The sequence below is a fragment of the Nocardia concava NBRC 100430 genome, assembly GCF_000308815.1.
GTDB lineage: Bacteria > Actinomycetota > Actinomycetes > Mycobacteriales > Mycobacteriaceae > Nocardia > Nocardia concava.
The window spans coordinates 1-23,403 of the sequence record NZ_BAFX01000150.1 but is presented as its reverse complement, the minus strand read 5'-3'; the positions used below and the strand labels follow the sequence as shown (position 1 = coordinate 23,403).

26 protein-coding genes are annotated in these 23,403 nt (G+C 67.9%); 9 read left to right on the top strand and 17 right to left on the bottom strand.

Annotated features, from left to right (window positions below):
• Positions 1-3: 3 nt before the first annotated feature.
• Entirely contained in the window at positions 4-987 is a 984-nt protein-coding gene (locus tag ON43_RS34605) for an SCO2521 family protein (RefSeq protein ID WP_040814376.1), read from the top strand.
• Here the strand turns inward: ON43_RS34605 and ON43_RS34600 are convergent, their stop codons facing one another.
• The 3 genes from ON43_RS34600 to ON43_RS34590 all read right to left on the bottom strand — a co-directional run bounded on the left by ON43_RS34600 (position 988) and on the right by ON43_RS34590 (position 2,894).
• Positions 988-1,806, bottom strand: coding sequence for a hypothetical protein (locus tag ON43_RS34600; RefSeq protein ID WP_040814375.1), 819 nt, complete (start codon positions 1,804-1,806; stop codon positions 988-990). It lies immediately after the preceding gene.
• A 44-nt stretch (positions 1,807-1,850) separates the two neighbouring features.
• A complete protein-coding gene (locus ON43_RS34595) occupies positions 1,851-2,273 on the bottom strand; it encodes a GNAT family N-acetyltransferase (protein WP_051179630.1) in 423 nt (140 codons plus the stop codon).
• Positions 2,274-2,690: 417 nt separating this feature from the next.
• The gene (locus ON43_RS34590) at positions 2,691-2,894 is read right to left on the bottom strand and encodes a hypothetical protein (RefSeq protein ID WP_040814374.1); all 204 of its coding nucleotides are present in this window, start codon (positions 2,892-2,894) and stop codon (positions 2,691-2,693) included.
• 284 nt (positions 2,895-3,178) lie between these two features.
• On the opposite strand from ON43_RS34590, the gene ON43_RS34585 reads away from it, so the two are divergent.
• Together ON43_RS34585 and ON43_RS34580 are read left to right on the top strand one after the other, a co-directional pair.
• Positions 3,179-4,063, top strand: coding sequence for a helix-turn-helix domain-containing protein (locus ON43_RS34585; protein ID WP_040814503.1), 885 nt, complete (start codon positions 3,179-3,181; stop codon positions 4,061-4,063).
• On the top strand, positions 4,060-4,263 hold the full coding sequence (locus tag ON43_RS34580) for a DUF397 domain-containing protein (protein ID WP_040814373.1): 204 nt from the start codon (positions 4,060-4,062) through the stop codon (positions 4,261-4,263). Before ON43_RS34585 ends, ON43_RS34580 begins: the two co-directional genes overlap by 4 nt.
• A gap of 66 nt (positions 4,264-4,329) precedes the next feature.
• On the opposite strand, the gene ON43_RS44055 is transcribed toward ON43_RS34580, so the two are convergent.
• The 4 genes from ON43_RS44055 to sdhC all read right to left on the bottom strand — a co-directional run bounded on the left by ON43_RS44055 (position 4,330) and on the right by sdhC (position 8,236).
• Positions 4,330-4,485, bottom strand: a complete 156-nt coding sequence (locus ON43_RS44055) for a hypothetical protein (protein ID WP_245568870.1) — start codon at positions 4,483-4,485, stop codon at positions 4,330-4,332.
• A gap of 188 nt (positions 4,486-4,673) precedes the next feature.
• Positions 4,674-5,420 (bottom strand): succinate dehydrogenase/fumarate reductase iron-sulfur subunit, encoded by a 747-nt coding sequence (locus ON43_RS34570; protein ID WP_040814372.1) that lies wholly within the window; start codon positions 5,418-5,420, stop codon positions 4,674-4,676.
• A 2-nt stretch (positions 5,421-5,422) separates the two neighbouring features.
• Positions 5,423-7,369, bottom strand: coding sequence for a fumarate reductase/succinate dehydrogenase flavoprotein subunit (locus ON43_RS34565; RefSeq protein ID WP_051179628.1), 1,947 nt, complete (start codon positions 7,367-7,369; stop codon positions 5,423-5,425).
• Between the two features lie 36 nt (positions 7,370-7,405).
• Positions 7,406-8,236: a succinate dehydrogenase subunit SdhC gene (sdhC, locus tag ON43_RS34560; RefSeq protein WP_040814371.1), complete on the bottom strand. Its 831-nt coding sequence runs from the start codon at positions 8,234-8,236 to the stop codon at positions 7,406-7,408.
• 365 nt (positions 8,237-8,601) lie between these two features.
• Here sdhC and ON43_RS34555 point away from each other — a divergent pair, with 365 nt between their 5' ends.
• Positions 8,602-9,894, top strand: coding sequence for a thiolase family protein (locus ON43_RS34555; protein WP_167333482.1), 1,293 nt, complete (start codon positions 8,602-8,604; stop codon positions 9,892-9,894).
• Positions 9,895-9,918: 24 nt separating this feature from the next.
• On the opposite strand, the gene ON43_RS42940 is transcribed toward ON43_RS34555, so the two are convergent.
• The gene (locus ON43_RS42940) at positions 9,919-10,236 is read right to left on the bottom strand and encodes a PNPOx family protein (protein ID WP_051179626.1); all 318 of its coding nucleotides are present in this window, start codon (positions 10,234-10,236) and stop codon (positions 9,919-9,921) included.
• A 23-nt stretch (positions 10,237-10,259) separates the two neighbouring features.
• Between ON43_RS42940 and ON43_RS34545 the strand changes: the two genes are divergently transcribed.
• Complete coding sequence (locus ON43_RS34545; protein WP_051179625.1) at positions 10,260-10,541, top strand: hypothetical protein; 282 nt, start codon at positions 10,260-10,262, stop codon at positions 10,539-10,541.
• Here ON43_RS34545 and ON43_RS34540 read toward each other — a convergent pair whose 3' ends face one another.
• Together ON43_RS34540 and ON43_RS34535 are read right to left on the bottom strand one after the other, a co-directional pair.
• Positions 10,542-10,829 carry an Rv0250c family protein gene (locus ON43_RS34540; RefSeq protein WP_040814370.1) on the bottom strand — a complete coding sequence of 96 codons (288 nt, stop codon included), beginning with the start codon at positions 10,827-10,829 and terminating at the stop codon, positions 10,542-10,544. It lies immediately after the preceding gene.
• A 182-nt stretch (positions 10,830-11,011) separates the two neighbouring features.
• A complete protein-coding gene (locus tag ON43_RS34535; protein ID WP_040814368.1) occupies positions 11,012-11,995 on the bottom strand; it encodes an alpha/beta fold hydrolase in 984 nt (327 codons plus the stop codon).
• 263 nt (positions 11,996-12,258) lie between these two features.
• Here ON43_RS34535 and ON43_RS34530 point away from each other — a divergent pair, with 263 nt between their 5' ends.
• Positions 12,259-12,744 carry a hypothetical protein gene (locus ON43_RS34530; protein WP_040814367.1) on the top strand — a complete coding sequence of 162 codons (486 nt, stop codon included), beginning with the start codon at positions 12,259-12,261 and terminating at the stop codon, positions 12,742-12,744.
• 61 nt (positions 12,745-12,805) lie between these two features.
• Here the strand turns inward: ON43_RS34530 and ON43_RS34525 are convergent, their stop codons facing one another.
• Complete coding sequence (locus tag ON43_RS34525) at positions 12,806-14,761, bottom strand: acyl-CoA dehydrogenase family protein (protein WP_040814492.1); 1,956 nt, start codon at positions 14,759-14,761, stop codon at positions 12,806-12,808.
• 177 nt (positions 14,762-14,938) lie between these two features.
• Complete coding sequence (locus ON43_RS34520) at positions 14,939-16,123, bottom strand: DUF8462 domain-containing protein (protein ID WP_040814364.1); 1,185 nt, start codon at positions 16,121-16,123, stop codon at positions 14,939-14,941.
• A 163-nt stretch (positions 16,124-16,286) separates the two neighbouring features.
• On the opposite strand from ON43_RS34520, the gene ON43_RS34515 reads away from it, so the two are divergent.
• The 3 genes from ON43_RS34515 to ON43_RS34505 all read left to right on the top strand — a co-directional run bounded on the left by ON43_RS34515 (position 16,287) and on the right by ON43_RS34505 (position 17,842).
• The gene (locus ON43_RS34515) at positions 16,287-16,538 is read left to right on the top strand and encodes a hypothetical protein (RefSeq protein WP_040814362.1); all 252 of its coding nucleotides are present in this window, start codon (positions 16,287-16,289) and stop codon (positions 16,536-16,538) included.
• Positions 16,539-16,823: 285 nt separating this feature from the next.
• Entirely contained in the window at positions 16,824-17,408 is a 585-nt protein-coding gene (locus ON43_RS34510; RefSeq protein ID WP_051179643.1) for a C40 family peptidase, read from the top strand.
• 38 nt (positions 17,409-17,446) lie between these two features.
• Positions 17,447-17,842 carry an RNA-binding S4 domain-containing protein gene (locus tag ON43_RS34505; protein ID WP_051179624.1) on the top strand — a complete coding sequence of 132 codons (396 nt, stop codon included), beginning with the start codon at positions 17,447-17,449 and terminating at the stop codon, positions 17,840-17,842.
• Here the strand turns inward: ON43_RS34505 and ON43_RS34500 are convergent.
• The 5 genes from ON43_RS34500 to ON43_RS34485 form a co-directional block, all read right to left on the bottom strand.
• Positions 17,819-18,949, bottom strand: coding sequence for a cation:proton antiporter (locus tag ON43_RS34500; RefSeq protein WP_040814361.1), 1,131 nt, complete (start codon positions 18,947-18,949; stop codon positions 17,819-17,821). The two genes, ON43_RS34505 and ON43_RS34500, sit on opposite strands and share 24 nt — an antisense overlap.
• 12 nt (positions 18,950-18,961) lie before the next feature.
• Positions 18,962-19,339: a hypothetical protein gene (locus tag ON43_RS34495; RefSeq protein ID WP_040814487.1), complete on the bottom strand. Its 378-nt coding sequence runs from the start codon at positions 19,337-19,339 to the stop codon at positions 18,962-18,964.
• 26 nt (positions 19,340-19,365) lie between these two features.
• A complete protein-coding gene (locus ON43_RS34490; RefSeq protein ID WP_083913949.1) occupies positions 19,366-22,086 on the bottom strand; it encodes an acyltransferase domain-containing protein in 2,721 nt (906 codons plus the stop codon).
• A 162-nt stretch (positions 22,087-22,248) separates the two neighbouring features.
• Positions 22,249-22,422, bottom strand: a complete 174-nt coding sequence (locus tag ON43_RS45160) for a type II toxin-antitoxin system VapB family antitoxin (RefSeq protein WP_174416524.1) — start codon at positions 22,420-22,422, stop codon at positions 22,249-22,251.
• Between the two features lie 167 nt (positions 22,423-22,589).
• Positions 22,590-23,403, bottom strand: an 814-nt coding sequence (locus ON43_RS34485) for an NAD(P)H-dependent flavin oxidoreductase (RefSeq protein WP_040814356.1), incomplete at its 5' end; no start/stop codon positions are given.

Genomic DNA, 23,403 nt, shown 5'->3' with positions numbered 1-23,403 from the left:
GGCATGAACGATCCGCTGGTGCTGCTGGGGGAAGTGCGCACCGCACTGCTGCCGAACTCCGGGGGGCTGGCCGCGCGCGAGGCGTCGGCGCTGTTGTCGCTGCTGCCCGGGCAGCGCGTACTGATGCGGGAACGCCCACTGGCGCTGGCGGTTTCGCCGAGCTCGGCGGTCGGCGTGGACTGCCGGCTGGCGACGGTGTCGCGCTCGGACAGCCGCGCCATCGGGACGGTGGCCGCGCACGCGGTGCTGGTGGGCGGCCGGGTGATCCAGAGTTCGGCGTGCTCGACCGTGGTCCGGGCGGAGGATCGGAACCGGCGGCCCTGGTCGCACTATCTGAACCAGGTCGGCACCATCGAACTGCTGCACCGGATCGGCGACGACACCACGGCCGCGGTCGATCTCACCGAGGGCTTCCTCGAGGGCTCCAGCGCCACCACTCTGGATCTGGGCTCGATCAGCGACCGGCTGCTCACCCGGGTGCGCACCGATGCCCGGCTGGATCAGGATCCGCCGGTGCGCTCCAGCGCCACCCGGCTGCGCTGGGCCGCGCGAGTCGCGCCGCCGGTGGACGGCAGCACCCGCGCCCGCACCCTGTTCGCCTTCCGGCTCGAGGACGAGACCACCCGATCGGTGCGGATCATGGTGCCGACCGCCCGGGATCTGGCCGGGGTGCAGCGCTTCTGCGAGGATCTGGCGGTCCACGACTGGTTGCTGTCCATCCTGGGTGCCGCCCTGGCGGAGGCCGATCGGGAAGCGCCCGAACAGGATTCGTCCGCGCGCCTGTCGCCGCTGCTCGAACAGCTGGTGCACCTGTGGATGCCCGGCGCGCACACGCCGCCCCGGCTGCGGGAACTGTGGACCCGGCTGGAATCCGATCCGGGTTTCACCCGGCAGTGGACCGCGCAGGTGGGGCAGTTGCGCGACCGTCTGGCGGTGGCGACCCTGGCGGCCCTGCGCAGCTCCAAGATCAGCACCATCCAGTGGTGATCACAACCGGAACCAGCGGCGCACCAGCAGGGCGAAGAACACCGACATGGTGACCGCGCCCAGATAGCTCTCGATCACGAGAATGGCCCGCCCGCCCACGCGCAGATGCTCGGTATCGCCGATGCCCAGCGGATTCAGATAGTTCATCAGCACCTGGAAGACGGTCACCGCCACCGACTGATCCGACCGCAGCAGTACCGCCACGAGGAAGACCACCAGCTGGGCCGCCACGAACCACAGCATGCGGAAGGGCCGATATCCGTAGCCGCAGATGAGATCCGGGAACCAGCCGCCGATCCGCTTCCAGCCCACCGGCTGGGCCGCGCGCCGGGCCCGGGCCAGCGCCAGACCGCACCGGTCCTCGGCATCGGTGTCCTCGTCGATGCGGTAGAGACTGCCCGCGCGCCGATAGGCGAGCGCGGCGTGCGCGGGCAGTCCGGCCTGGGTCAGCGGCGGGCCCAGCCGCTCGTAGGCCTCGGCCAGCAGCCGATTCTGGGTGCGGCTCAGGCGCAATGGCCCGCGGAACTCCACCTCGGCCGCGATGAGCGCGGCCAGCAGCTGATTGACCGAGAGGGGCCGGGACGCCGCCGTGGCGGTGTGCTCGAGCACGGGGGCGTAGATGTGGGAGAAGACGAGACTGTCACCGGCCCTGCGGATTCCGGGCGGATCATAGGTGGCGACCACCGCCTCGGTGTGCCGGGTGAACAGATCCAGCAGCGGTTGTTCGGTGGTGCGGCGGCGCTGGCGGTGCGGCTGGTCGAGGAATTCGGTGACGCTCTCGGCGTAGGTGTCGGCATGCCGCTCGATGCGCATGCTCATATCCGCCACGAATGGTGAAGAGGGAGCGCTTTTCTCGAGCATGATCAATGATAAATCCTGTGTACCAGCACATCTCGGGGCTCATCGGCCCCGAAGTAGGCCGGCTCGTGGTCGGTCCACACGAATCCGACCTCCTTGTAGAGGTGGTAGGCGGCGCGATTGCCGGGCTTCACGGTGACGAAGACCTGTTCGGCGCGGGCCCGGCGGCACTGTGCCAGTGCGGCTTCCAGCAGGGTGCGGCCGTAGCCGCGGCCCTGGCGGTCGGCGGCGACAGCAAATCCGAGAAACCACGCGCTGCCCGCGCCGTCGAGGGCGGTGAGGACGTAGCCGCAGAGCTCCCCCGCCTCTTCGGCAACCGTCCAGTTTGCTCCGTGTAATTCGAATAATTGGCGCAGAACGAAATACGGATAGGCGAGATGCTCGAATTCGATCACCTCGAGGGCGCGGATCGCATCCAGGTCCGCCACGGACGCGGTCCGGCACGCCGGAACAGGCGAGTGTTCGAAGGCCAACAACGGTGTTCCCCTCCACCCCGGGCGCCGCGCTGCCGGAAGAAAGCGCGGTGGATTCCAGGGTAGGCGTCACGCCCGAGATTGGGTGCGGTTCGACCCGCCCGCCGTCTGTGGAACGGGCGGGCCGAACCGCGCTGCAGCACGCGAAGGGGACTGCGCCTCCGCAACCCGGAGGTTAGGCGCGGGGCGTTCGAAAGCGCTGTGCGGCAGCGTTCATCGCGGCGGGGGGCCTTCCCCGGTCCACCCCCGGTCGCGAAACCTTCCCTGTTCGGCGCAGTGCGGCGCGAGCGTCGAGCGCGAGCCACAGCAGCCGATACACCAATCGGTCGTAACCGGTCGGTTTGATTTGTCCGGTCATCTCTGGCTGCCCGGTCATGGCAGGGCGCGCTCGTCGAGCACGCACCGTCCCTCCTCCACCAGCGTCGCCCGCGCGCGCCTGCGCACCTTGCACGTCTGCACCGTGCAATCGAGGTGCAATTGCATTGCGGCGTGGGCCTCTTCGGCGGACATCACACCCGGATCACGGCGGCAGCGTGAGAGACCGGCGATGTGCATATTGAGGGACGTCAGTTGCATGTCCAGACCACTCCTTGTTCCCACTGGTTCCTGAAGTGCCCGGAGGTTCAGGAAAGGAAAGGGGCCTAGCTACATCGCTCCGGGCACACATCTAGCACACCACGAGCAGACGCCAAGCGGGCGAATTTCGACAAGGAGAACGCAAAATTGCGCGAATTCCCAGCAGCGAATCCACCTGGGGGAGGACGATTCTCCATAGTGGACGAGGCGCCCGCCCGCCGGCGGCCCCGAATCCGCGCACCCGACCCCCCGATCCATGCCCGCGACCGCGAATGGAGCGTGTTGTGTCCGAAGGCCCCGCGTCATCCACCCTGCCCCGCCGCCAGCTCGGTCGTTATCTGCGCGACTGGCGTATCCAGGCCGGACTCACCATCGCCGAGGCGGCGAAGCTGATGGAGTGGGGCGCGAGCACCTTACAACGGCTCGAGAAGGGCAATGCCGATCGCATCCGCACCATCGACATCCAGGAGCTGTGCCGGATCTACGGCATACCGGCCGAAATCGCCGAGGGGCTCAAGGGTTTGGCGCAGCAGGCGGCCGTCAAGAGCTGGTGGCACTCCTACGGCGATCTGATTCCGGAGAACTTCGACGTCTACGTGGGCCTCGAGGCATCCGCGCAGCAGTTGTCCTGCTACCAATCGGAATTGGTGCCCGGGCTGCTGCAGACCGCCGACTACGCAAGGGCCCTGAACCGGCTCGGCTATCCGGAAGAAACTGTGGCGGAGGTGGATCGGCGCGTTCAGCTGCGCCTGCAGCGGCAGGCCATGATCACCCGCCGCAGCCCGGCACGGATCGCCATGGTGTTGCACGAATCGGTATTGCGCCGCCTGGTGGGAGGTGCAAGGGTGATGGCGGCGCAGGTGCGGCACTTGGCGGAGGTGAGTACCCGGCCCAATGTCGGCCTGCGCATCCTGCCCTTCACCGCCGGTGTCCCCCTGGGACTTTCGACCGGCCCGTTCGTGATTCTGGAGTTCGGAACCGACGGCAAGGGGCAGCCGGTGGAGCCCCCGGTGGTGTACGTGGAGGGGTTCACCGGCGATCTGTATCTCGAGAGACAGGGCGACGTGCAGCGCTATCGCCGGGCGCGCGACGGTCTGGAACGCTGCGCGCTGGACGTCCAGGACAGCAGAAACCTGCTCAGACAGGTGGCGAAGGAGTATTCGGCATGAGTGTGGAGCTTTCCGGGGCCCGCTGGTTCAAGAGCAGCCGCAGCGGGGCCGGTAAGGAATGCGTCGAGGTGGCGTTCCTGACCGCGGGCCGAGTCGGCGTGCGGGACAGCAAGAATCCGCTCGGTCCGGCGCTGGTGTTCGGTGCGGCGGAGTGGCGGTCGTTCACCGCCGGCCTCGAAAACGGGGTGTTCGACAGCTGACGCTGATCGGGGGTTCACGGGCCCCGAGCTCCCGTGAACCCCCGAGTCCTCTTGCGAACTCTCGTCTTACAGGATTGCGACCACGCCGATTGCCACGGCGGCGACCAGTACGCCGATCGCCAATGCGGGCATCAATGCGCCGGTGAGTACGTATACGCCCATCGCCGATACCGCGAAGAGCATCCCTACGATCAGCCGTTCGACCCAGTCATCGGGACCCATTTTCCGGTACCGGGGACGAGCATTCTTCAGTCCACGGTCCACGAATAGTTGGATACCCATGCTTAGCCGTCGCAAACATGCTTCTGTTGCTGAACAGTCGCCGTTTCGTGATCAAGAACCAACTCTGTAACTCCCGTGGCCCCGCGCTGCTGCGCGGGGCCACGGTGCAAGAGGTAGCAAACGTTTCGTCAGCGGCGGAAAAGCTTGTTCCCGAGCCAGACGATCGGATCGTACTTCCTGTCCACGACCCGTTCCTTCAGCGGAATGAGTGCGTTATCTGTGATCTTGATGTGTTCTGGGCAAACTTCGGTGCAACATTTGGTGATGTTGCAGAATCCGAGCCCGGCTTCTTCTTGTGCCAGGTCACGGCGGTCCGCCACATCGAGGGGATGCATTTCGAGTTCGGCAATACGCATCAGGTATCGCGGGCCCGAGAAAGCGTGCTTGTTGTCCTCGTGATCGCGCACCACGTGACAGGTGTTCTGGCACAGGAAGCATTCGATGCACTTGCGGAATTCCTGCGACCGTTCCACATCGGCCTGCTGCATCCGGTAGTCGCCGGGCTTGAGATCCACCGGTGGCGTGAAGGACGGAACCTCGCGCGCCTTCTGGTAGTTGAACGACACATCGGTCACCAGGTCGCGAATGACGGGGAAGGTGCGCATCGGCGTCACCGTCACCACCTCGTCCTGGGTGAAGGTCGACATGCGCGTCATGCACAGCAGTCGCGGCCGCCCGTTCACCTCGGCCGAGCACGAACCGCACTTGCCCGCCTTGCAGTTCCAGCGCACCGCCAGATCCGGGGCCTGGGTGGCCTGCAGCCGGTGGATGATGTCGAGCACCACCTCGCCCTCGTTCACCAGCACGGTGAAGTCCTGCAGGCCGCCGCCCTCGGTGTCGCCGCGCCACACCTTGAACTTCGCTTCGTAACCCACGGCTATTCCGCCTTTCCTGCCTCGTTCGGCGACTCCGTGTCCCGCAGCGCTGCGAGATCGGCGGGGCTGTAATACTTTTCGAGCTCGGCACGGTCGAACAGCCGGAGCAGATCCTCGCGCATGGGCACCTGATCCTGGGGCGTCACGGTGACCGAGGGCACCGAGAAGCCGACATCGTCGGGATCGACGGTGCAGACCAGCAGCTTGTTGCGCCAGGCCGGATCCATGCCCGGATGGTCGTCGCGGGTGTGGCCGCCGCGGCTCTCGGTGCGCAAAAGCGCGCCCTGCGCGACACATTCGCTGATCAGCAGCATATTGCGCAGGTCGAGCGCCAGGTGCCAGCCCGGATTGAACTGCCGGTGCCCCTCGACCATCACGTGGTCGTAGCGGTCGCGCAGCTCGGACAGCTTGTCGATGGCCTGCTTCAGCTCGTGTTCCTTGCGGATGATGCCGACCAGATCGTTCATGATCTGCTGCAGGTCCATGTGCAGGGTGTACGGGTTCTCCCCCGGCCCGCCCTCACTGGGCGGATCGAACGGTGTCACAGCGGCTTTCGCGGCCGCGGCCAGATCCGTATCGGAGATCTTGGGCCGCCCGGCCAGCTGCTCCACATACGACGCCGCACCCAGTCCGGCCCGTCGCCCGAATACCAGCAGATCCGACAGCGAGTTGCCGCCGAGCCGGTTCGATCCGTGCAGACCGCCCGCGCATTCACCGGCCGCGAACAGCCCGGGCACCGTGGCCGCCTGGGTATCCGGATCGACCTCGATGCCGCCCATCACGTAGTGACAGGTCGGTCCGACCTCCATGGGCTCCTTCGTGATGTCCACGTCCGCCAGCTCTTTGAACTGGTGGTGCATGGACGGCAGCCGCTTGACGATCTGGTCGGCGGGCAGGCGTGAGGCGATGTCCAGGTACACACCGCCGTGCGGGGTGCCGCGCCCGGCCTTCACCTCTTCGTTGATGGCGCGCGCCACCTCGTCACGTGGCAGCAGATCCGGTGTGCGCCGGGCGGAGTCGTTGTCCTTCAGCCACTGGTCCGCCTCCTCGATGCTCTCGGCGTACTGGCCCTTGAACACCGGCGGGATGTAGTCGAACATGAAGCGCTTGCCGTCGGAGTTCTTGAGCACGCCGCCGTCACCGCGCACGCCCTCGGTGACCAGGATGCCCTTCACCGACGGCGGCCAGACCATGCCGGTCGGATGGAACTGCAGGAACTCCATATTGATCAGCGAGGCCCCGGCGCGCAGCGCGAGCGCGTGCCCGTCGCCGGTGTACTCCCAGGAGTTCGAGGTCACCTTGTAGGACTTGCCGACACCGCCGGTGGCGATGACCACCGCCGGGGTCTCGAACAGGATGAAGCGTCCCGATTCCCGCCAGTACCCGAAGGCCCCGGCGATCTTGTCGCCGTCCTTGAGCAGTTCGGTGATGGTGCACTCGGCGAAGATCTTGATCCGCGCCTCGTAGTCGCCGGTCTGCGCGAAGTCCTCCTGCTGCAGCGCGACGATCTTCTGCTGCATGGTGCGGATGATCTCGAGCCCGGTGCGGTCGCCGACGTGCGCCAGCCGCGGATAGGTGTGGCCGCCGAAGTTGCGCTGGCTGATCCGCCCGTCCGGGGTCCGATCGAACAGCGCGCCATAGGTTTCCAGCTCCCAGACCCGGTCCGGCGCCTCCTGGGCGTGCAACTCGGCCATGCGCCAGTTATTGAGGAACTTGCCCCCGCGCATGGTGTCCTTGAAATGGGTCTGCCAGCTGTCCTTCTCGTTGGCATTGCCCATGGCGGCCGCGCAGCCGCCCTCGGCCATGACGGTGTGCGCCTTGCCGAACAGGGACTTGCACACCACCGCCACCGACAGCCCGTGTTCGCGGGCCTCGATCACCGCACGCAGACCCGCGCCACCGGCGCCGATCACGACCACGTCGTACTTGTGCCGCTCGACTTCAGGCATTGAACCGAATACTCCTGGGAGACTTGAGGATTAGGACTAGCCGACGATCCGGAGATCGGTGACCTTGCCGGCCGCGACCAGGGCGACATAGAGATCGGTGAGCATCAGCGTGCCGAGCGTCGTCCAGGCCAGCTGCATGTGCCGGGTGTTCAGCTTCGACACCACGGTCCAGAAGCGGTACCGCACCGGATGCTGCGAGAAGTGCTTGAGGCGACCACCCGCGATGTGGCGGCAGGAATGGCACGACAATGTGTACGCCCACAGCAGCAGCGCGTTCACGGTGATGATGAGGGTGCCCAGGCCGATCCCGAATCCGCTCCCGGAGTGGAAGGAGATCACCGCGTCGTAGGTGTTGATCACCGAGATGATCACCGCCGCGTAGAAGAAGTAGCGGTGCGCGTTCTGGATGATCAGCGGAAGTCGCGTCTCGCCGGTGTATTTCGCGTGCGGTTCGGCCACCGCGCAGGCCGGCGGGGACATCCACACCGACCGGTAGTAGGCCTTGCGGTAGTAGTAGCAGGTGAGCCGGAACAGCAGCAGGAACGGCAGCACCAGGAAACCCAGCGGAATCCAGTGCGGCAGATCGGGAATCGGCGTTCCGAAATGGCTCGAGCCCTCGACGCAGCCCGCGCTCAGGCACGGTGAGTAGAACGGCGTCAGATAGTGGTATTGCCCGACCCAATAGTAGTCGTGCTGAAAGGATCTGACGGTCGCGTAGATGATGAAGGTCGCGAACCCCGCCACCGTCACCAGCGGCGGCAGCCACCAGCGATCGCTGCGGAGCGTGCGTGCCGCGATGGCGGCGCGACCTCGACCGAAAACCCCGGTAGTACCTGATTCAGGAGCCTTGACTGGTGCGGCGCTCACTGGTGGATGCCTCGCTCATCTATCCCGTGGAACGTCATCGTTACCTCCGGCATCGAATGTGATGGTGAGCACCCTACGACAGCCGCGCTATCACTCGAGCTCGCAACAGCCATTTCGTGACCCAGTGATTTGCGCCACATTTCCTGGTTCGACCAGCGATTCGTTTGCTTGGTGAACAAAGGGCAATCTTGCGAACTAGACGGTGTGTCAGAGAGATTCGTATTTCGGGCATCGGGGTGGTCGGCGCGGTCTATTTTTCCGGTTACACACCGTCACACGGCAGCAACAACTCTGTGGTGGCCTGTCCCCTGGGCTGGACAAACCCCTCGGGGCAGCCGGTGATGAGGGTTCGAAGGGAGCCGGTGATGAGACGAGCGGCGATCGTCATGCCGATGCGCACGCCACTGGGTCTGCCGGGCGGCGCGCTCGCGAAGGTGCCGCCGGAACGGCTGATAGCCACGGTGTTATCGGCCGTGCTGGGGCGCTGTGGCCTGGCTCCGGGGCGAGTCGAACAGCTCGTCACCGCGGTCCCCGACACCGAAGCGCTGCGCCTCGCCCTGCCGCAGTGCGGATTGTCTTCGGAATTGGGCGAATTCGCGCTCGGCGACGGTCCCGGCGGCGGCCTGCGCGCGCTGATCACCGCCGCCATGATGGTGCGCACCGGCGCGGCCGACGTGGTGGTGGCGCTCGGCGCCGAATACTCGCGCACCCCAATCGGATCCGAGGCGCAATCACCCAGCGCACCGCGGCCGCGGCCGCGTTCCGAGCCGGACGACGCACCGTCCACCGATGAGCAGATCGCGATCTGGGCCACCGCCGAATCCACTCGCGGGCAAGCGGATTCGCTGCGGACCGAACAGCTGGCCTACGATCTCGGCCTGACCCGCGGCGCGGCGGACGACTTCGCCGCCGCCAGCCATCGCCGCGCCGCCCGCGCCCATCGCCAGGGCGTCTTCGGCGCGGAGATCGCACCGGTGGTGGTCTGCGCGGACCCGTACGACCCGAATTCCGCCGTAGTGCAACTGGTCGACCGCGACGAGGGACTGCGCGACGACGTCTCCGCCCGCGCCTTCGCCGCCCTGGCCCCCGACCTGCCCGGCGGCACCACCACCTCCGGGAACAGCAGCACCCGCAGCCTCGCCGCCTCCGCCTGCCTGGTGGTCGCCGAGGAGCGGCTGGTCGACCTGGGCCTGGAACCCATGGGCTACCTGGTCGAATGGACATCGGCGGGTACGACCGCCGATGCCGAGGTCGCCGCCGCCACGCACGCGGTGGCGAAGACCCTGTGGCGCAGCGGTTTCGAGCTCGGCGATCTGGAACTGCTCGAGATCGAGGAGACCTCCGCCGTCGACGTGCTCGCGGTGACCCGCACCCTCGGCCTCGCCGACTACGACCCGGACCTGGTGAACGTCCACGGCGGCGCGATCGCCCTCGGCGATCCGGGCGGTGCCGCGGGTCTGCGCATGGTGACCGGCCTGCTCAACGAACTCGCCCGCCGCGACGGCGGTCTCGGCCTGGCCGTCACGCCCGCCGGTCCGACCTCCGCCGTGGCGGCCCTGTTCGAATCGCCCAACCTCGAGCCGGTCTCGCAGGCCCCGCTCGGCGCCCGCTTCCGCGGCGCGGGAACCAAGCGCGTGCGGGGTCGGCACCGGCACTGAGGCTCAGAGGTTCGGCACCGAAGTTCAAAAGAGCGGCCAGAGCCGGACGACGGCAGTCCCCTTGGCGAAGGCCGCGGCCAGCTCCTCGCGATTGATGCTGCCATCCGAATTCAGGCTGATGCCCGCGTATTTCCCGTGCGTCGGATTGTGCGTGAGGATCACCCGATACAGCTCGGCCGCCTCGTCCACATCGGTGATCACCGCCCAATCGGCCTCGATCACCCTGCGCCGCAAGGTGATCCGCACCGGCTCGCCTGGCCGCAGATTCCGCCGCCACGTGGCCGCGCTGCCGATCAGCAGCGTGCCCTCGTGCTCGGCGTAGGCGACCGGATTGTCGTACACCCGCCCGATCCGCGCTGCCGGTCATGGCGGCGGTGCAGTCGGACGGCGAATTGCGCGCGATCTACCAGGAGCGCAGCCGCGACCTGGACCTCGGCCCGCACCGCGCGGTCGACGGCGTGGTCGCCTATCTGTCCGCCCGGGGTGTGGCGGCCGAGCAGCTGCGCGCACCGGCCCTGTTGCTGGTCGGCGCGGCTCATCAGCGCGCGCTGCAGCGGCAGCTGAGTCCACCCGACGCGCTCGTCGAATTGCCGAGCCCCGACGTCATTGTCGAGGTGGCTCTGCCGCTGTTCGAAAGACGGAGTTAGTTACTTCGTGCGGGGGCGGGAGTGGAAGCCGAGACCCTCGTCCTGTGCGCCCATCCAAGCTGCCTCATCGTGCTTGGCGTCGGGGACGTAGATCGTCTCCTGCTTGGCGCCCGGGGATTCCGGGGGCGGGGCCTGCTCGAACTCATCGGCGTCGATGACGAGCCTTTCCAGATCGTTCTCCAGCCGGCGAACCGTGCCCGCGTCTCCGTAGTGGGAACGCAATGCGCTGACGCACTGCCGGAGCTGGCCGACCGCGTAGCGGAGTTCCGCAATTTCGCTGCGTGTCATCGAAACCCTCCTCGAGCCGTGTGACAGACCACACATCGTGATCTACAACACAGTACGTGATCATGTGGGATCCGTCTCGTGCGGCGTGAATATTACCTGCTCAGAGGCCTGTCGCGGAGTCACGAATTGGGCGCGAAGGTGTTTCAAACCGTCGCATCCGCCCGTCGCGGACGGCCTTCCGGCTACCCCGCGATCGCCAACTCGGGCCCGCAATCCGGCCCGCAATCGGGCTCCTCACCGCGGGCCGCCGCGATGGCGCGGGCGACCAGCGCCACCACCGCCGCGGCCGCCTCCTCGGCGCGCTCCAGAATCACGCTGTGCCCGGCCCCGTCCAGCCGCACCAGCTCGGCGTGATCGACCTGCGAGGCCAGCACCACCGAATGCGCGAACGGGATCATGATGTCGGCCGAACCCGCCAGCACCAGCACCGGAATCGTGCCCAGCCGGTGCAGGGTCGCGGATTCGTCGAAGCTCATGAGGGATTCGAGGAAGCTGGCCATGGTCAGCAGCGAGGTGTCGTTGAGCATGGCCGTGGCCACCGCCAGCATGCGCGGGCTCACCTTGCGGGTGCCGAGGGTGGCGTCGCGCATGATGGGCTCGAAGATGCGGCGGCTCAGGTGCTTCGAGGCCTGCATGGCGCGCGGGGCCTTGCGCACCGCCACCCGCAGCGAGCTCACCGCCGGTGCGCTGAGCAGCCGCCCCAGCCCCACCCGGGTCACCCCGCTGGCGGCGCTGGAGAACAGCCCGACGGCCACCACCCGCGTCCCGATGGTCTCCGGGTACAGCCGCGCATAGGCTAGCACGGTCATGGCGCCCATCGAATGCCCCACCAGCACAACCGGTCCGGTCGGCACCACGGCCCGCAGCACCGCGTCGAGATCGCGGGCCAGCTGCTCGATGGTGTAGGTCGAGGGATCGGCATTCCCCGAATCCCCGTGCCCGCGATGGTCGTAGAACACCATGTGGGTGTCATCGCCCCAGGCCTGCAGCAGATGCCCGCGCATGAACGCCCAGGATTCGGCCCGCAAACAGTGCCCGTGGACGAACACGACGGTGACGGGCGCATCGGTGTTGCCGAACTCGCGCACCGCGAGTGGCACACCGTCATCGGCGGAGACGGTGACATGGCGGCCGTCGGCGTTGGCGGCGCTGTCGATCGTGGACATGACGTGCTCCTGAAGAGTTCGCCTTTTGCCCGGTTGTCGATAGACATAACCCCCGCGTTAACCCCTCACACCAGGCGTTATGCACAAGTTGTCCAACTGAAGCCGCCGATCTATGCAGCACTGTCGGAGGATCTACAGGACTCTCGGCAACTTGCTAGACCCGCCAAGAGATCACTGTCGATCGGCTCGAGAGCAGAAAATCTAGCGAAATCTAGAGGATCAACTAGAGAGACATAGATAGGGCAATCGATAAGCTCCAGCACGTGACCAGAGACCGAAAGTTCCGTATTGCCCATGTCAGCGGGCACGTGTTCTGGTGGGTCTTCGTCGTCGCCGTCATGTTCCCGGCGATCTCCGACGGCTCGGGCCGCAGTGAGGTGGTCTACAACGGGGCCTACCAGCCGCTCACCGATACGCTCAACGGGTCCATCGTCCACGTCGCGTCTAACGACTACGCCCCGTCGGACGGGTTCTGTATCGGCAGACCACTGGCGATCCTTGCCTTCGCGCTGGTGGTGATCGCCGCAGTCGTGGAGGCGGTGCTGATGCGCCGGCAGACGCAAGGGTTCATCACGGTGGCCGTGCCGCTGTTCGCCGGGCTCGCGATCTGGCAGGTGGTCCCCGACCCCTGTGGGATTCGTTCGAGTGTGACCGTGTCCTCGCTCGCGATCATCCTCCTCGCCATAGCCGCCCGGGAAATCTGGGCGCGGTACTACACGCCCTCGCTGTCCTCATTGCCTCCGTCATGAAATTCTGCCGCTATCTAGTGAATTCATTAGATAGCGGCAGAATTCTATTGCTGTCCGGGGGTTAGGTGCCGGCCCCCGTCTTGGTGGACGGTAGGAACGGCCGGAGCAGGTTCTTTTCCGTGGTCTCGCCGAACTGCCATTCCGCGATCCACGGTCCGGTGCCCTCGCTCGGGTCGAGTGCGCCGGCCTCGAGGAAGCGATAGCGGCCGTCGAGGATGCCGCGGGCCAGGTCGGTATTGGCGTCGTCGGTGTTGGACCACAGGGAGTTGAGGAGGTTCTCGACGCGCAGGCGGGCCTGGCGGCAGAAGACGTCGGCCAGTTCCTCGGCGGCCACGCCGTCGGGATCGCCCGCCACACGCAGGGATTGGGCGTGCACGCACGACGCGGCCATGGCGAACAGTTCCGCGCCGATGTCGACGATGCGGCCGAGGAAGCCCTGCTTGTATTCGAGCTTGGCCTGCCAGCGCGCCATGCCGTACATGAGGGCGCGGGCCTGCTTGCGCGACGTCCGTTCCACGAAGCGCATATGCCGTGCGAGCGGGCCGAATTCGCCGTAGGTGACCGGGGTGGTGCCCGCGCCGACGGTCAGTTGCGGGAACCACTTGGCGTAGAAGCCGCTCGCGCCGACGGCAGCCTTGGCCTTGTCCTTGAGTTCGGCATTGCGGTCGACCAGCGCACCCGCGGCGGACATGTGGGCATCGGCCATCTCGCGGGCGATGAGCAGCCGCATGATCTCGCTGGAGCCCTCGAAGATGCGGTTGATGCGCAGGTCGCGCACCAATTGCTCGGCCCCGACGGCTCTTTCGCCGCGCGCCTGCAGCGAGGCGGCGGTCTCGTAGCCGCGGCCGCCGCGGATCTGCACCAGCTCGTCAGCGATCTCGCAGGCCTGTTCGGAGGCCCACAGCTTGGCCAGCGCCGCCTCGATGCGGATGTCGTTGCGGTTCTCGTCGCACATGGTGGCCGAGAGGTCGAGCACCGACTCCAGCGCGAAAGTCGTTGCGGCGATGTAGGAGAGCTTCTCGCCGACCGCGGCGTGCTCGCCGACCGGGCGGCCCCACTGCACGCGGGTGGCCGACCATTCCCGCGCGATCTTCAGCGACCATTTGGCCGCGGCGGTGCACATGGCCGGAATCGCGAGGCGGCCCGCGTTCAGCGTGGTGAGCGCGATCTTGAGGCCGTCGCCCTCGCGGCCGACCAGATTCCGTTTCGGGACGCGGACATTGTGCATGCGGGTGACGCCGTTTTCGATGCCGCGCAGGCCCATGAAAGCGTTGCGCCGCTCCACGGTGATGCCCGGGCTGTCGGCCTCCACGATGAACGCGGAGATGCCGCCGCGATGGCCCTCGCTCTTGGGCACGCGCGCCATCACGACGAGCAGTTCGGCGACCACGCCGTTGGTGGTCCACAGCTTCACGCCATTGATCTCGTAGGCCTCGCCGTCCTCGGTCGGGGTGGCGGTGGAGGCCATGCGCGCCGGGTCGGAACCCACATCGGGTTCGGTGAGCAGGAAGGCGCTCACCGCGCCTTTGGCGCAGCGCGGCAGGAACTCTCGCTTCTGCTCCGGGGTGCCGGCCAGCTTGAGCGGCTCGGGCACGCCGATGGACTGGTGCGCCGAGAGCAGCACGCCGAGGCTGGCGTGCGCGGAGCCGACCAGCATGAGCGAGCGGTTGTAGCCGACCTGGGACAGCCCGACGCCGCCGTACTCCTCCGGAATCTTGAGCCCGAAGCAGCCGAGTTCGGCCAGCCCCTTGACGTATTCGTCCGGAATGCGACCCTCGGCCTCGATGCGCTGGCCGTCGATGGTCTCGCAGAACGCGCGCAGCCGCGTCAGGTAGGCCTCGGTCTTGGCGCTGTCGGCGGCATCCGGGTGCGGGAACGGGTGGATGAGGTCGAGCCGGAACCGGCCGAGGAACATCTCCTTGGCGAAGGACGGCTTGGCCCAGGTGGTTTCGCGGGATTCCTCGACCAGTGCCCGGGCTTGTTCCTCGGTGGCGTGAACTTTGGCGGCAGTCGCCATGATGTCCTCCTCGACCGTGATGAGAATCACATTCGAGTGTAGGAGCCTTTGTTACCCACCGGTAGGGGTCCGCAATGATCGAAAACGCTTGTCAGGCAATGATCTTGAAACTTCAGCAACTCTCCAGCTCTCGTGCCCGCCGCCCGGTGGGCGGCGGGCACAGGGAAACTTGAGGGGCTACTGCACGCTGCGGAGATATCGGCCGAAATGCGGGACGGTGAAACCGATGCTGCCGCGCTCGGCCGAGTAGATGAGGCCCTTCTTGATCAACCCGTCGCGCGCCGGAGACAGCGAGGCCGGCTTGCGTCCGAGCTCGCTCGCGACCGCGGAGGTGGACACCGGCCCCTCGTCTCCGGACAAATCGGCCATGGCGCGCATATATTCTCGCTCCGTCGGGGTCGCTCGCTCGTAGCGGGAGCCAAAGAAACCGACCGCCAGCTCTTCTTCGGCGGCGGGCGCGGCCACCGCCACATCCTCGGCCGTGATCGGACTCTGCGCCGCCGCGTCCCAGGTCGCCTTGCCGTAGGCCTGCACGAAATACGGGTAGCCGTCGGCCTTGCGGTACAGCGCGTCCAGGGCCTCCTCGGAGTACTTCACGCTCTCCCGATCGGCGGGCGCGATCAGCGCCTGATCCGCCGACTCCCGATCCAGCCGATCGATGCGGTGATACGAGAACAACCGCTCGGAATAGCTCTTGGACGCGGTCAGCACCGCGGGCAGATGCGGCAGCCCCGCACCCACCACGATCAAAGGCGCGGCGTCCTGGCTCAATTCGTGGCAGGCCCCGCAGATGGCCGAGATGTCGGCGGCCCCGAGATCCTGCATCTCGTCGATGAACACCGCGATCCCGATGCCGAGATCGCGCACCAGTGCCGCCGCCTCCATGAGCAGCTCCACCAGATCGATCTCGATATCGCCGGAGTCCGCGCGGCCGGTCACCGCGGGCACGTCGATGCCCGGATTCCAGCGGTCCCGCATGCCCTTGTCGGCGGTGGAACGCAGCGCGAAGGCCTTGAGAATCCCCAGGAAATCGTCGACCTGCTCCGGATTGCGGTGTGCCACAGCGATGGAGCGCACCGCCATGTGCAGCGCCGAGGCCAGCGGCCGGCGCAGTTCCTGATCGGGGCGCGCCTCCAGCTTGCCGGTGCCCCAGCCGCGGCCGCGGGCGGCCGAGCGAAGCTGATTGAGCAGCACGGTCTTTCCGACCCCGCGCAGTCCGGTGAGCATGACGCTGCGCTCGGGCCGGCCCCGCGCCACGCGCTCGAGCACGATGTCGAAGGCGTCGAGTTGCCGGTCGCGGCCCGCGAGCTCGGGCGGCCGCTGTCCCGCGCCGGGTGCGTAGGGATTCCTGACGGGGTCCACGCGGCCACGGTAGCGCGGGAATCGACGATTATCCGGGCATCTATCGAAGGCCCTAGACGCAGCTATCGATCGGCATACCGGAGCGACGTGGTTCGTGCCCGAGGTGTCCGCCGATGTCTCTACCCTTATGCCTGATTCGTTGGGATCCAGCGCAGGAGGGTTCATGTCGGAAGAAGTCGTACCCACCGTCGCGGAGGTGGTCGAATCCTGGAACGTGCCCGCCGAGGCGATTGTCGCCGCGCGCATACGCAACAACATTCTGGTGGCCATCGAGCGCGGGTACGACGATCCGCAACTGGTGGCGGACCTCGCGGTGGGTCCGTTGGTGATGGCGCTGGGACAGCTCGAGGTGGATCTCGCCGACGCTCGCCGCAGGATTGCGGAGCTGGAGCGGGTGGTGGAGGCGAAGGGTTGATAACGGCCCAGTCGATCACCTATACCATCTCGTGATCAGGCGCCCTATACACCGAATTGCCCCTTCAGCGGGGCGTTTTGGAAAAGGTGCGACACACCCCTCGCGTCGGGTGGACAACGCGACGGCCTAGTCGTAATCTTCTCGTGACTTAGCGGAGTCTGTTGCTTCATCGGAGAGGCAGCCCGCGACGTTACACAGCAGCAAGATCGGAGATGCGGCTCAGTGGGTAAGCACAGCTTGCAGCGGGAATCTCGGATTCCGAGTTCCGTGAAGGGTGCCATCGTCATGGGTGCGATGGCCGCGACGACTACTGGCGCGTTCCCGGCGATCACCGCCACCGCCGCCACCGTCGATATCCCGGGCATCGGAAAGTTCGACGTGCCGGACGATTTCGCGCCCCAGGTCCAGCAGTTCAACCAGGCGGCCAAGGACGCCGCGTCGGCGCTGCAGGTGGCTCCGCCCGCCGCACCCGCGCCCGCCGCGCCGCAGTTCCAGCTGCCCTCCCTGTTCCAGCAGAAGTCCAGCGTCGGCGACATCGCCCTGCACGCCGCCGAGACCAAGGTCGGCGCCCAGTACTCCTGGGGCGCGACCGGCCCCTACTCCTTCGACTGCTCCGGCCTCGTGCAGTGGGCCTACAAGCAGGCCGGAGTCGAGTTGCCCCGCACCAGCTTCGAGCAGTCCAACGTCGGCGCTCCGGTCGCCTTCGAGGACCTGCAGCCCGGTGACATCGTCATCACCAACGGCGGCGGCCACGTCGGCATCTACGCCGGCGACGGCAAGCTGCTGAACGCCGTGCAGACCGGCACCCCGGTGTCCTACACCAACCTGCACCCCAGCCAGGTCGTCACCGCGCGGCGTATCGCCGCCTAGCAACACAGGGTCATCGCGCGACGAAGTATGGTCGATGCGTGACCTCTGCTCCACTGAGCACCACGGCCCAGGCCCGAGTTGATTCTTGGACCTGGGCCGTCCGCATTTTCAAAACCCGCTCGGCCGCCGCGGCGGCGTGTCGCGCGGGGCATGTAAAGGTCAATGGCGTACCTGTGAAGCCCGCGCACAATGTGAAGCGTGGCGACGAGATCCGCGTACGGGTCAATGGTTTGGAGCGCATCGTCATCGTCGAGCAGCTCATCACCAAGCGCGTCGGCGCCGGTGTGGTCGCCCAGATCATGATCGACAAGAGCCCGCCGCCGCCCGATCCGCAGCTGGCCGCCCTCATGCCCCGCCGGGACCGTGGCGCCGGTCGTCCGACGAAGCGCGAGCGTCGCGAGACCGATCGGCTATTGGGACGAGAAGGCGACTGATCGCCGGGTTCCCCACGCCGCGGCCGCGATCGTGATCAGCGCGCCGAGCATGAGTGCCGCAGGTTCGCCGGGCTTCAGGACATGCAACTGGGTGCCGACCGTGACGGCCGCGACCGGCACCCCGATCTGCGCGGAGGCGAGCGCGCCCAATGGAATCGGTTGTCCCAGTAGACGCATGAGTATGTGGGCGAGCACGGCGGCCAGACCGAGGGCCAGGCCCAGCAGGATCAGATACGGGTGGTCGCCGAACTCGCGCAGGTTCAGGCGCGCGCCCAGCCAGACGAAGAACAGCGGCGCCAGGAAGCCGTCACTGATCGCGAACAGCTGCTTGGCGACCCGGCGCGGCTCACCGACGGCCGCGACCGCCAGCCCGAGGGCGAAGCCCGCCAACATGATCGAGACATGGCTGCGGGTGGCGAGCGCGCCCAGCGCGAACAGCAGCGCCAGGCTGACCCGCAGTTCGAGCGCGAACTGCCGTTCCTCGGACACCTTGTGCATCCGATGCCGGATGCCGGAATCCTCGAGCCAGCGCAGGAAGACGTACACCCCGACCGCCGCCACGGCCACCAGCAGCGCGCCCAGCGCCGCCCGCCCCGCATGGCCCGGATCGATCACCAGCGGCAGCGCGACCACCGCGGCCGCGTCCGCGATGGCGACCTGGGCGGTCAACTCCAGCACCGGCTTTCCGCCCAGCCCTTGGGAATCCAGGATGGGCAGCACGATGGCCGCCGAGGAGGAGGCGATCAGCACGGCGTAGAGCAGCCCGTGCCCGGTGCCGAACCAGGCCGCGATGCCCTCCCCGGCGAATACCGCCAGCACGCCCACCACCACGGCGCGCACCGCGCCCTCGCCCAGTGCGGAGCGGATGGAGGCGTCCCGCACCGGGACATGGGTGCCGGCCACGAACATGACCACCGCGAAGCCGACGTCCGCGAGGAAGGTGAAGGTCGGGTCCTCCGGATGCAGTAGTCCGAAACCGGTGGCGCCGAACACGATTCCGGCCACCAGCTCGCCCAGGATGACAGGCAGGTGCCAGGACCGCCGCCAGGCCAGCCAGGGTCCGGCCAGGCCGAGGACGGTGATGAGGGTGAGGGTTTGGAAGTTCACGGCGTCACGCGTTCAGGGCAGGGACGCGATCTTCACCGGGATGGCGATGTTCTCGTCGGTGTAATAGATGGCGCAGACCCGGTGATAGCCGTCCGCGATCACCATGGGCACATTCCGGCGGAAGTCGCCGCGCACCACCAGGATCGGCGAGAGCGCCTTGCCCGCCACGATCTTCTGCAGATCGCGGCGCACGTACGGGTTGGAGGTGGGCAGCGCGTCCAGCTGCGCAGCGCGCAGCAGGTCCTTGGCCTTCTTGTGGGTCAGCGGCGCGTCCCGCAGCTCCTGGACCACCGTGTCGACGACCTCCGGCTCGGCCAGCATCTCCAGGTAGTCCGCGGCGGCCGGATAGTCGTGCTCGTCCGGCACCTTCTTCCACTTCACCTCGATCACGGGGTCCGCCATGGCGTCATCCTGCCCTAGGCGGCGGGCCCGACCTCCCATTCCACACAGATGACGCGCCGATCCACCTGCGCCGCCGCCAATTCCCGCACCGAGCCGGGATCCGCGGCGCCGGGCACCGGGGTCAGCAGCACGGTGAAGTCCGCCGGATCCGCGGCCGTCAATTCCAGCAGATTGGCCGCCGCCGTCAGTCGCGACTCCCCCGACGCGTGCACCACGCCCCGGATCGCCGACCCGCACTCGCGAACATCCTGCAACGCCGTCGCCAGATCCATCCGATCCGCACAGTCGCAGCGCACCACCACGATCCGATCCTCCATCCCCGCCAACCCCACCGGCAGCGGCCGCGGTGTCCGCGTCAGCACCACGACATCCCGTGCCCCCGCCTCCAACAGCCACCGCACCGCCGCCTGCCCCTGCACTCCCAACCCACCCGCGACCACATACGTCCCCTCGGGCCGCACCTCGACCACCGGGAAGACCGGTGCGCCCGCCGGCCCACCCGACAGCTCCGCACCGCCCTCCGACCACCGCCGCTCGCTCCCCGAATGCTCCCTGCGCCACTGCCGTTGCGGCGGCGCGGCCGTGTGCGGCCCCAGCGCCGTCCAATCCACCTGCCGTCCTTCGAGATACAACAGCGCCAAGGTCCGCAGCAGGCTCGCGGCCTCGTCGTCACGCGCGAGCGCGGGGTGCGCACCGCCCCGGAACGCCGCGCGCTCGCGGACGGTCGAGGTGAGCACCGCGGCCGGGCCGATTTCGAGCACAGTCGAAATCCCCTCGGCGGCAGCGCGATCCAAGGCCGCGGACAGCTCGACCGCACCCGTGGCGTTGGCCGACCAGTAGTCGCCGTCCAGGCGGAGATCGGGGTCGGCGGCCGTATCGGCGCCGGGTGGGCCGGATGCCGCCGGTTCTGTGCCGTCCGAGCCGGCCGCCCGCAATACCGCCCCGCGCCGGGTGGTCGAGTAGAGCCGTCGATCCGCGGCGACCGGTTCGAGATCGGCGAGCGCACAGCGCAATTCGTCGGCGCGAGCACGGATCGAGGGCAGATGCGAGGGCTGCGGTACGGCGTCGGGCGCCAGGCGCTGAGCGAAGATCGCGCGCCGATGCGCCCGCCGCACCAGCGCGTCGATATAGCGCGGCTCCCCCGAGACGGTGACGGTGGTCGGCCCGTCCACCGCCGCCACCGCGACATCCGCGCGCATGGGTTCGACCAGGCGCGCCACCTCGGCGGGCGTCGCCTCCAGCCGGGCGGCGGCCCCCGCCCCACCCGCTCGCTCCAGCAGCCGCGCTCGCGCCACCACCACCCGCGCCCCGGCCCGCACCGGCAGGGCGCCGGAGCAGACGGCCGCTGCCACCTCTCCCATACCGTGCCCGGCGACCGCATCGGCGCGGACTCCCCAGGATTCCAGCAGCTGGGCCAGCGCCACCTGGAACACGAAGAGCGACGCATGCGCGAAAACCAGTTCACCCGAGCCGTTTCCATCGTCCGCATCGGTGCCGCGACCGTCTCCGAGGGCGGCGCCGCCGACCGGGTCCGCGGGGTGGCCGATGCCCGTCGGTACGGCTCCCACGCTGCAGGTCGGTCCACGGGTCGGTGCCGCGGCGGCCTGGGCGGGCGGGCGGAATCCGTTGCGCGGCGTCCACACTCGGGGCCCGCCGGCGTCGACCACGGTGTCCGCGGCCGCGGTGAGGGCGGTGGCGAAGACCGGGTAGCGGGCGGCCAGGGCGCGGCCCATGCGCGGGTGGTCGCCGGTTCCCGGGAACAGGAAGAGGAGTTCACCGGTGCGCTGCGCGCGGGGCGGTTCGAATATCTCGAGTGGGCCCGATGTCGCCATGGCGGACGTGATCAACTGGGCGGCAGGGGCATTCGCGCCAGCGGCCCCGATGCGACGGGCCAGCGTGCGCAATCGGGCAGCGGCTTCGGTGGCGTCGCGCGCCAGGACGGCGGCGCGGGTGTCTTCGGGGACCAGTCGGGCGGTGGTGGCGGCGAATTCGCGAATCGAGCGATAGGAGCCGACCGCCACCGCCCAGCGCAGCGCCAGCGCGTGGACGGTGGCCGGGTCGCGGCCCGTGATCGGGATCAGCACCGGGGGTTCGTCACCGCGGTCGGCCGTCGCCTCGCGGTTGTTCGCGGGGTCGTGGAGGGCGATATGCGGGTCGATTCCGTCCGCTTCCTGGAAGCCGAGGCCCGGCCCGCCGATTTCGGCATAGCCGCGGGTGCGGGTGCGGGTGGCGTCGGTGGTGCGCTGGAGGATCAGGACGGTGCAGAGGCCGGGGCCGGTGCGGGGGCCCGGGAGGCGGAGATCTGAAATATCCGGTAGGAGAGCCAGATCCACGCCGCCGCAGATGACGAAGGGGACGGATTCGTCGGCCAGCAGGCGGACGCCCATGTCGACCGCCACCAGGGGTGAGGCGCGCTGGCTGTCCACGGTGAGGCTGGGGCCGCGCAGGTCGAGGGCGCGGGAGAGGTGGTGGGCGCTGTTGGTGCCGCCCACCGCGCCGAAGACCACCGCGGCCTGGGAACCCGGTGCCAGGCAACCCAATCCGGAGTCGTCGAGGGCCTCCACGGCCACTTCCAGGGTGGCGCGCTGGCGTGGGGTGAGCCCGGCGGCCTCGAGCCGGTCCATGCCGAACCACTCGTGGTCGAATTCCGTACCTGTCGTCCGGCAGCCGACACCGACGATCGACACCCGCGTGAAGGGGGTGGGATCGGTCGATGCTCTCGTACTCTGCCGCACAGGGATGCCCTCCCGTGTCCGCGGTCGGCCGTCGAGGTACCTCCGGCGATTCTGCCAAGATTTCGCCGCGGCCAGAAGGGCTTTCGCGAGAGGGGCGCGATGAGTTCGACCGGAAGGTCCGGTTCAGCGCCGCCCGGGGTTCCGGTTCACCGCTGCCTGGAGCTATGAGGCCGTGGCCGTCCGCGCCTGAAAGGGATGGTCGAAATCCTCGGCCGTGGCATGTGTGCTGAAGAATCGCAGTGCTAGGTTCACCGCGTCCTGCTCGGTGTACACACCCGAGATGGCCATGGCCCGGCGCAGCGCGTCGTCATCGAGATAGATTCGAGTGATTGCCATTTCAGGCACCTCCGCCGCATCCGTCGTGTACTCGAAAGCATGACGGATACCACCGACAGGAATAGCCGGAATGGCAAGAGCCCCCGGCATCCTTGCCAAGGGCCCTTGTCGTAATTGTCTGGGACGTACCGGTTTTCGCCGGATTTACCCGATCTTGTTCGTGCCGCTCAGCCGAGCATGCTCGCGAGCCGCTGACCGATCAGCGCCTCGGCCTCGGACACCATCCGCGACACCAGCTCCGCGCAGGTCGGGATGTCGTCGATGAGCCCCTGCACCTGACCGGCCGACCAGATGCCGGCGTCCAGATCGCCCTCCTCGAATACGCGACGCCCGCGCGCACCGGCGACCAGGTCCTTCACGTCCTCGAACTTGCCGCCGGCCTTCTCGATCTCGACCACCTTGCGGCTGATCTCGTTGTCCGCCACGCGCGCGGTGTTGTGCATGGTGCGGAAGATGAGCTGCGTCGCCCGCTCGGAGTTGGCGACGATCTGCTCCTTGACCGTCTGGTGGATGGCCGACTCCCGGGTGCACATGAAGCGGGTGCCCATGTTCACGCCGTCCGCGCCCAGCGCCAGCGCCGCGACCAGGCCGCGGGCATCGGCGATACCGCCGGAGGCGATGACCGGAATGTCGAGCGCCTTGGTGGCGGCCGGAATCAGGATCAGGCCCGGCACATCGTCCTCGCCCGGGTGCCCGGCGCATTCGAAGCCGTCGATGGACACGCCGTCCACGCCGATCTTCTGTGCCTTGAGCGCGTGCCGGACGCTGGTGCACTTGTGCAGCACCTTGATTCCGGCTTCCTTGTAGTACGGCAGGAAGGGCTCCGGGTTGGACCCGGCGGTCTCCACGATCTTCACGCCGGACTCGATGATCGCCTTGACGTACTCCTGGTACGGCGGCGGATTGATCGACGGCAGGATGGTGACGTTCACGCCGAAGGGCTTGTCGGTCAGCTCCCGCGCGCGGTCGATCTCGCGGCGC

Excerpts from the sequence above, each read along its gene's own strand:
- ON43_RS34535 (WP_040814368.1), bottom strand. The coding sequence starts at position 11,995 with ATGTCCACGATCGACAGCGCCGCCAACGCCGACGGCCGCCATGTCACC.
- ON43_RS34525 (WP_040814492.1), bottom strand. The coding sequence starts at position 14,761 with ATGGCGACTGCCGCCAAAGTTCACGCCACCGAGGAACAAGCCCGGGCA.
- ON43_RS34510 (WP_051179643.1), top strand. The coding sequence starts at position 16,824 with ATGGGTGCGATGGCCGCGACGACTACTGGCGCGTTCCCGGCGATCACC.
- ON43_RS34515 (WP_040814362.1), top strand. The coding sequence starts at position 16,287 with ATGTCGGAAGAAGTCGTACCCACCGTCGCGGAGGTGGTCGAATCCTGG.
- ON43_RS34545 (WP_051179625.1), top strand. The coding sequence starts at position 10,260 with ATGGCGGCGGTGCAGTCGGACGGCGAATTGCGCGCGATCTACCAGGAG.
- ON43_RS45160 (WP_174416524.1), bottom strand. The coding sequence starts at position 22,422 with ATGGCAATCACTCGAATCTATCTCGATGACGACGCGCTGCGCCGGGCC.
- ON43_RS34605 (WP_040814376.1), top strand. The coding sequence starts at position 4 with ATGAACGATCCGCTGGTGCTGCTGGGGGAAGTGCGCACCGCACTGCTG.
- ON43_RS34565 (WP_051179628.1), bottom strand. The coding sequence starts at position 7,369 with ATGCCTGAAGTCGAGCGGCACAAGTACGACGTGGTCGTGATCGGCGCC.
- ON43_RS34600 (WP_040814375.1), bottom strand. The coding sequence starts at position 1,806 with ATGAGCATGCGCATCGAGCGGCATGCCGACACCTACGCCGAGAGCGTC.
- ON43_RS34580 (WP_040814373.1), top strand. The coding sequence starts at position 4,060 with ATGAGTGTGGAGCTTTCCGGGGCCCGCTGGTTCAAGAGCAGCCGCAGC.
- ON43_RS34590 (WP_040814374.1), bottom strand. The coding sequence starts at position 2,894 with ATGCAACTGACGTCCCTCAATATGCACATCGCCGGTCTCTCACGCTGC.
- ON43_RS34540 (WP_040814370.1), bottom strand. The coding sequence starts at position 10,829 with ATGACACGCAGCGAAATTGCGGAACTCCGCTACGCGGTCGGCCAGCTC.
- ON43_RS34555 (WP_167333482.1), top strand. The coding sequence starts at position 8,602 with ATGAGACGAGCGGCGATCGTCATGCCGATGCGCACGCCACTGGGTCTG.
- ON43_RS44055 (WP_245568870.1), bottom strand. The coding sequence starts at position 4,485 with ATGGGTCCCGATGACTGGGTCGAACGGCTGATCGTAGGGATGCTCTTC.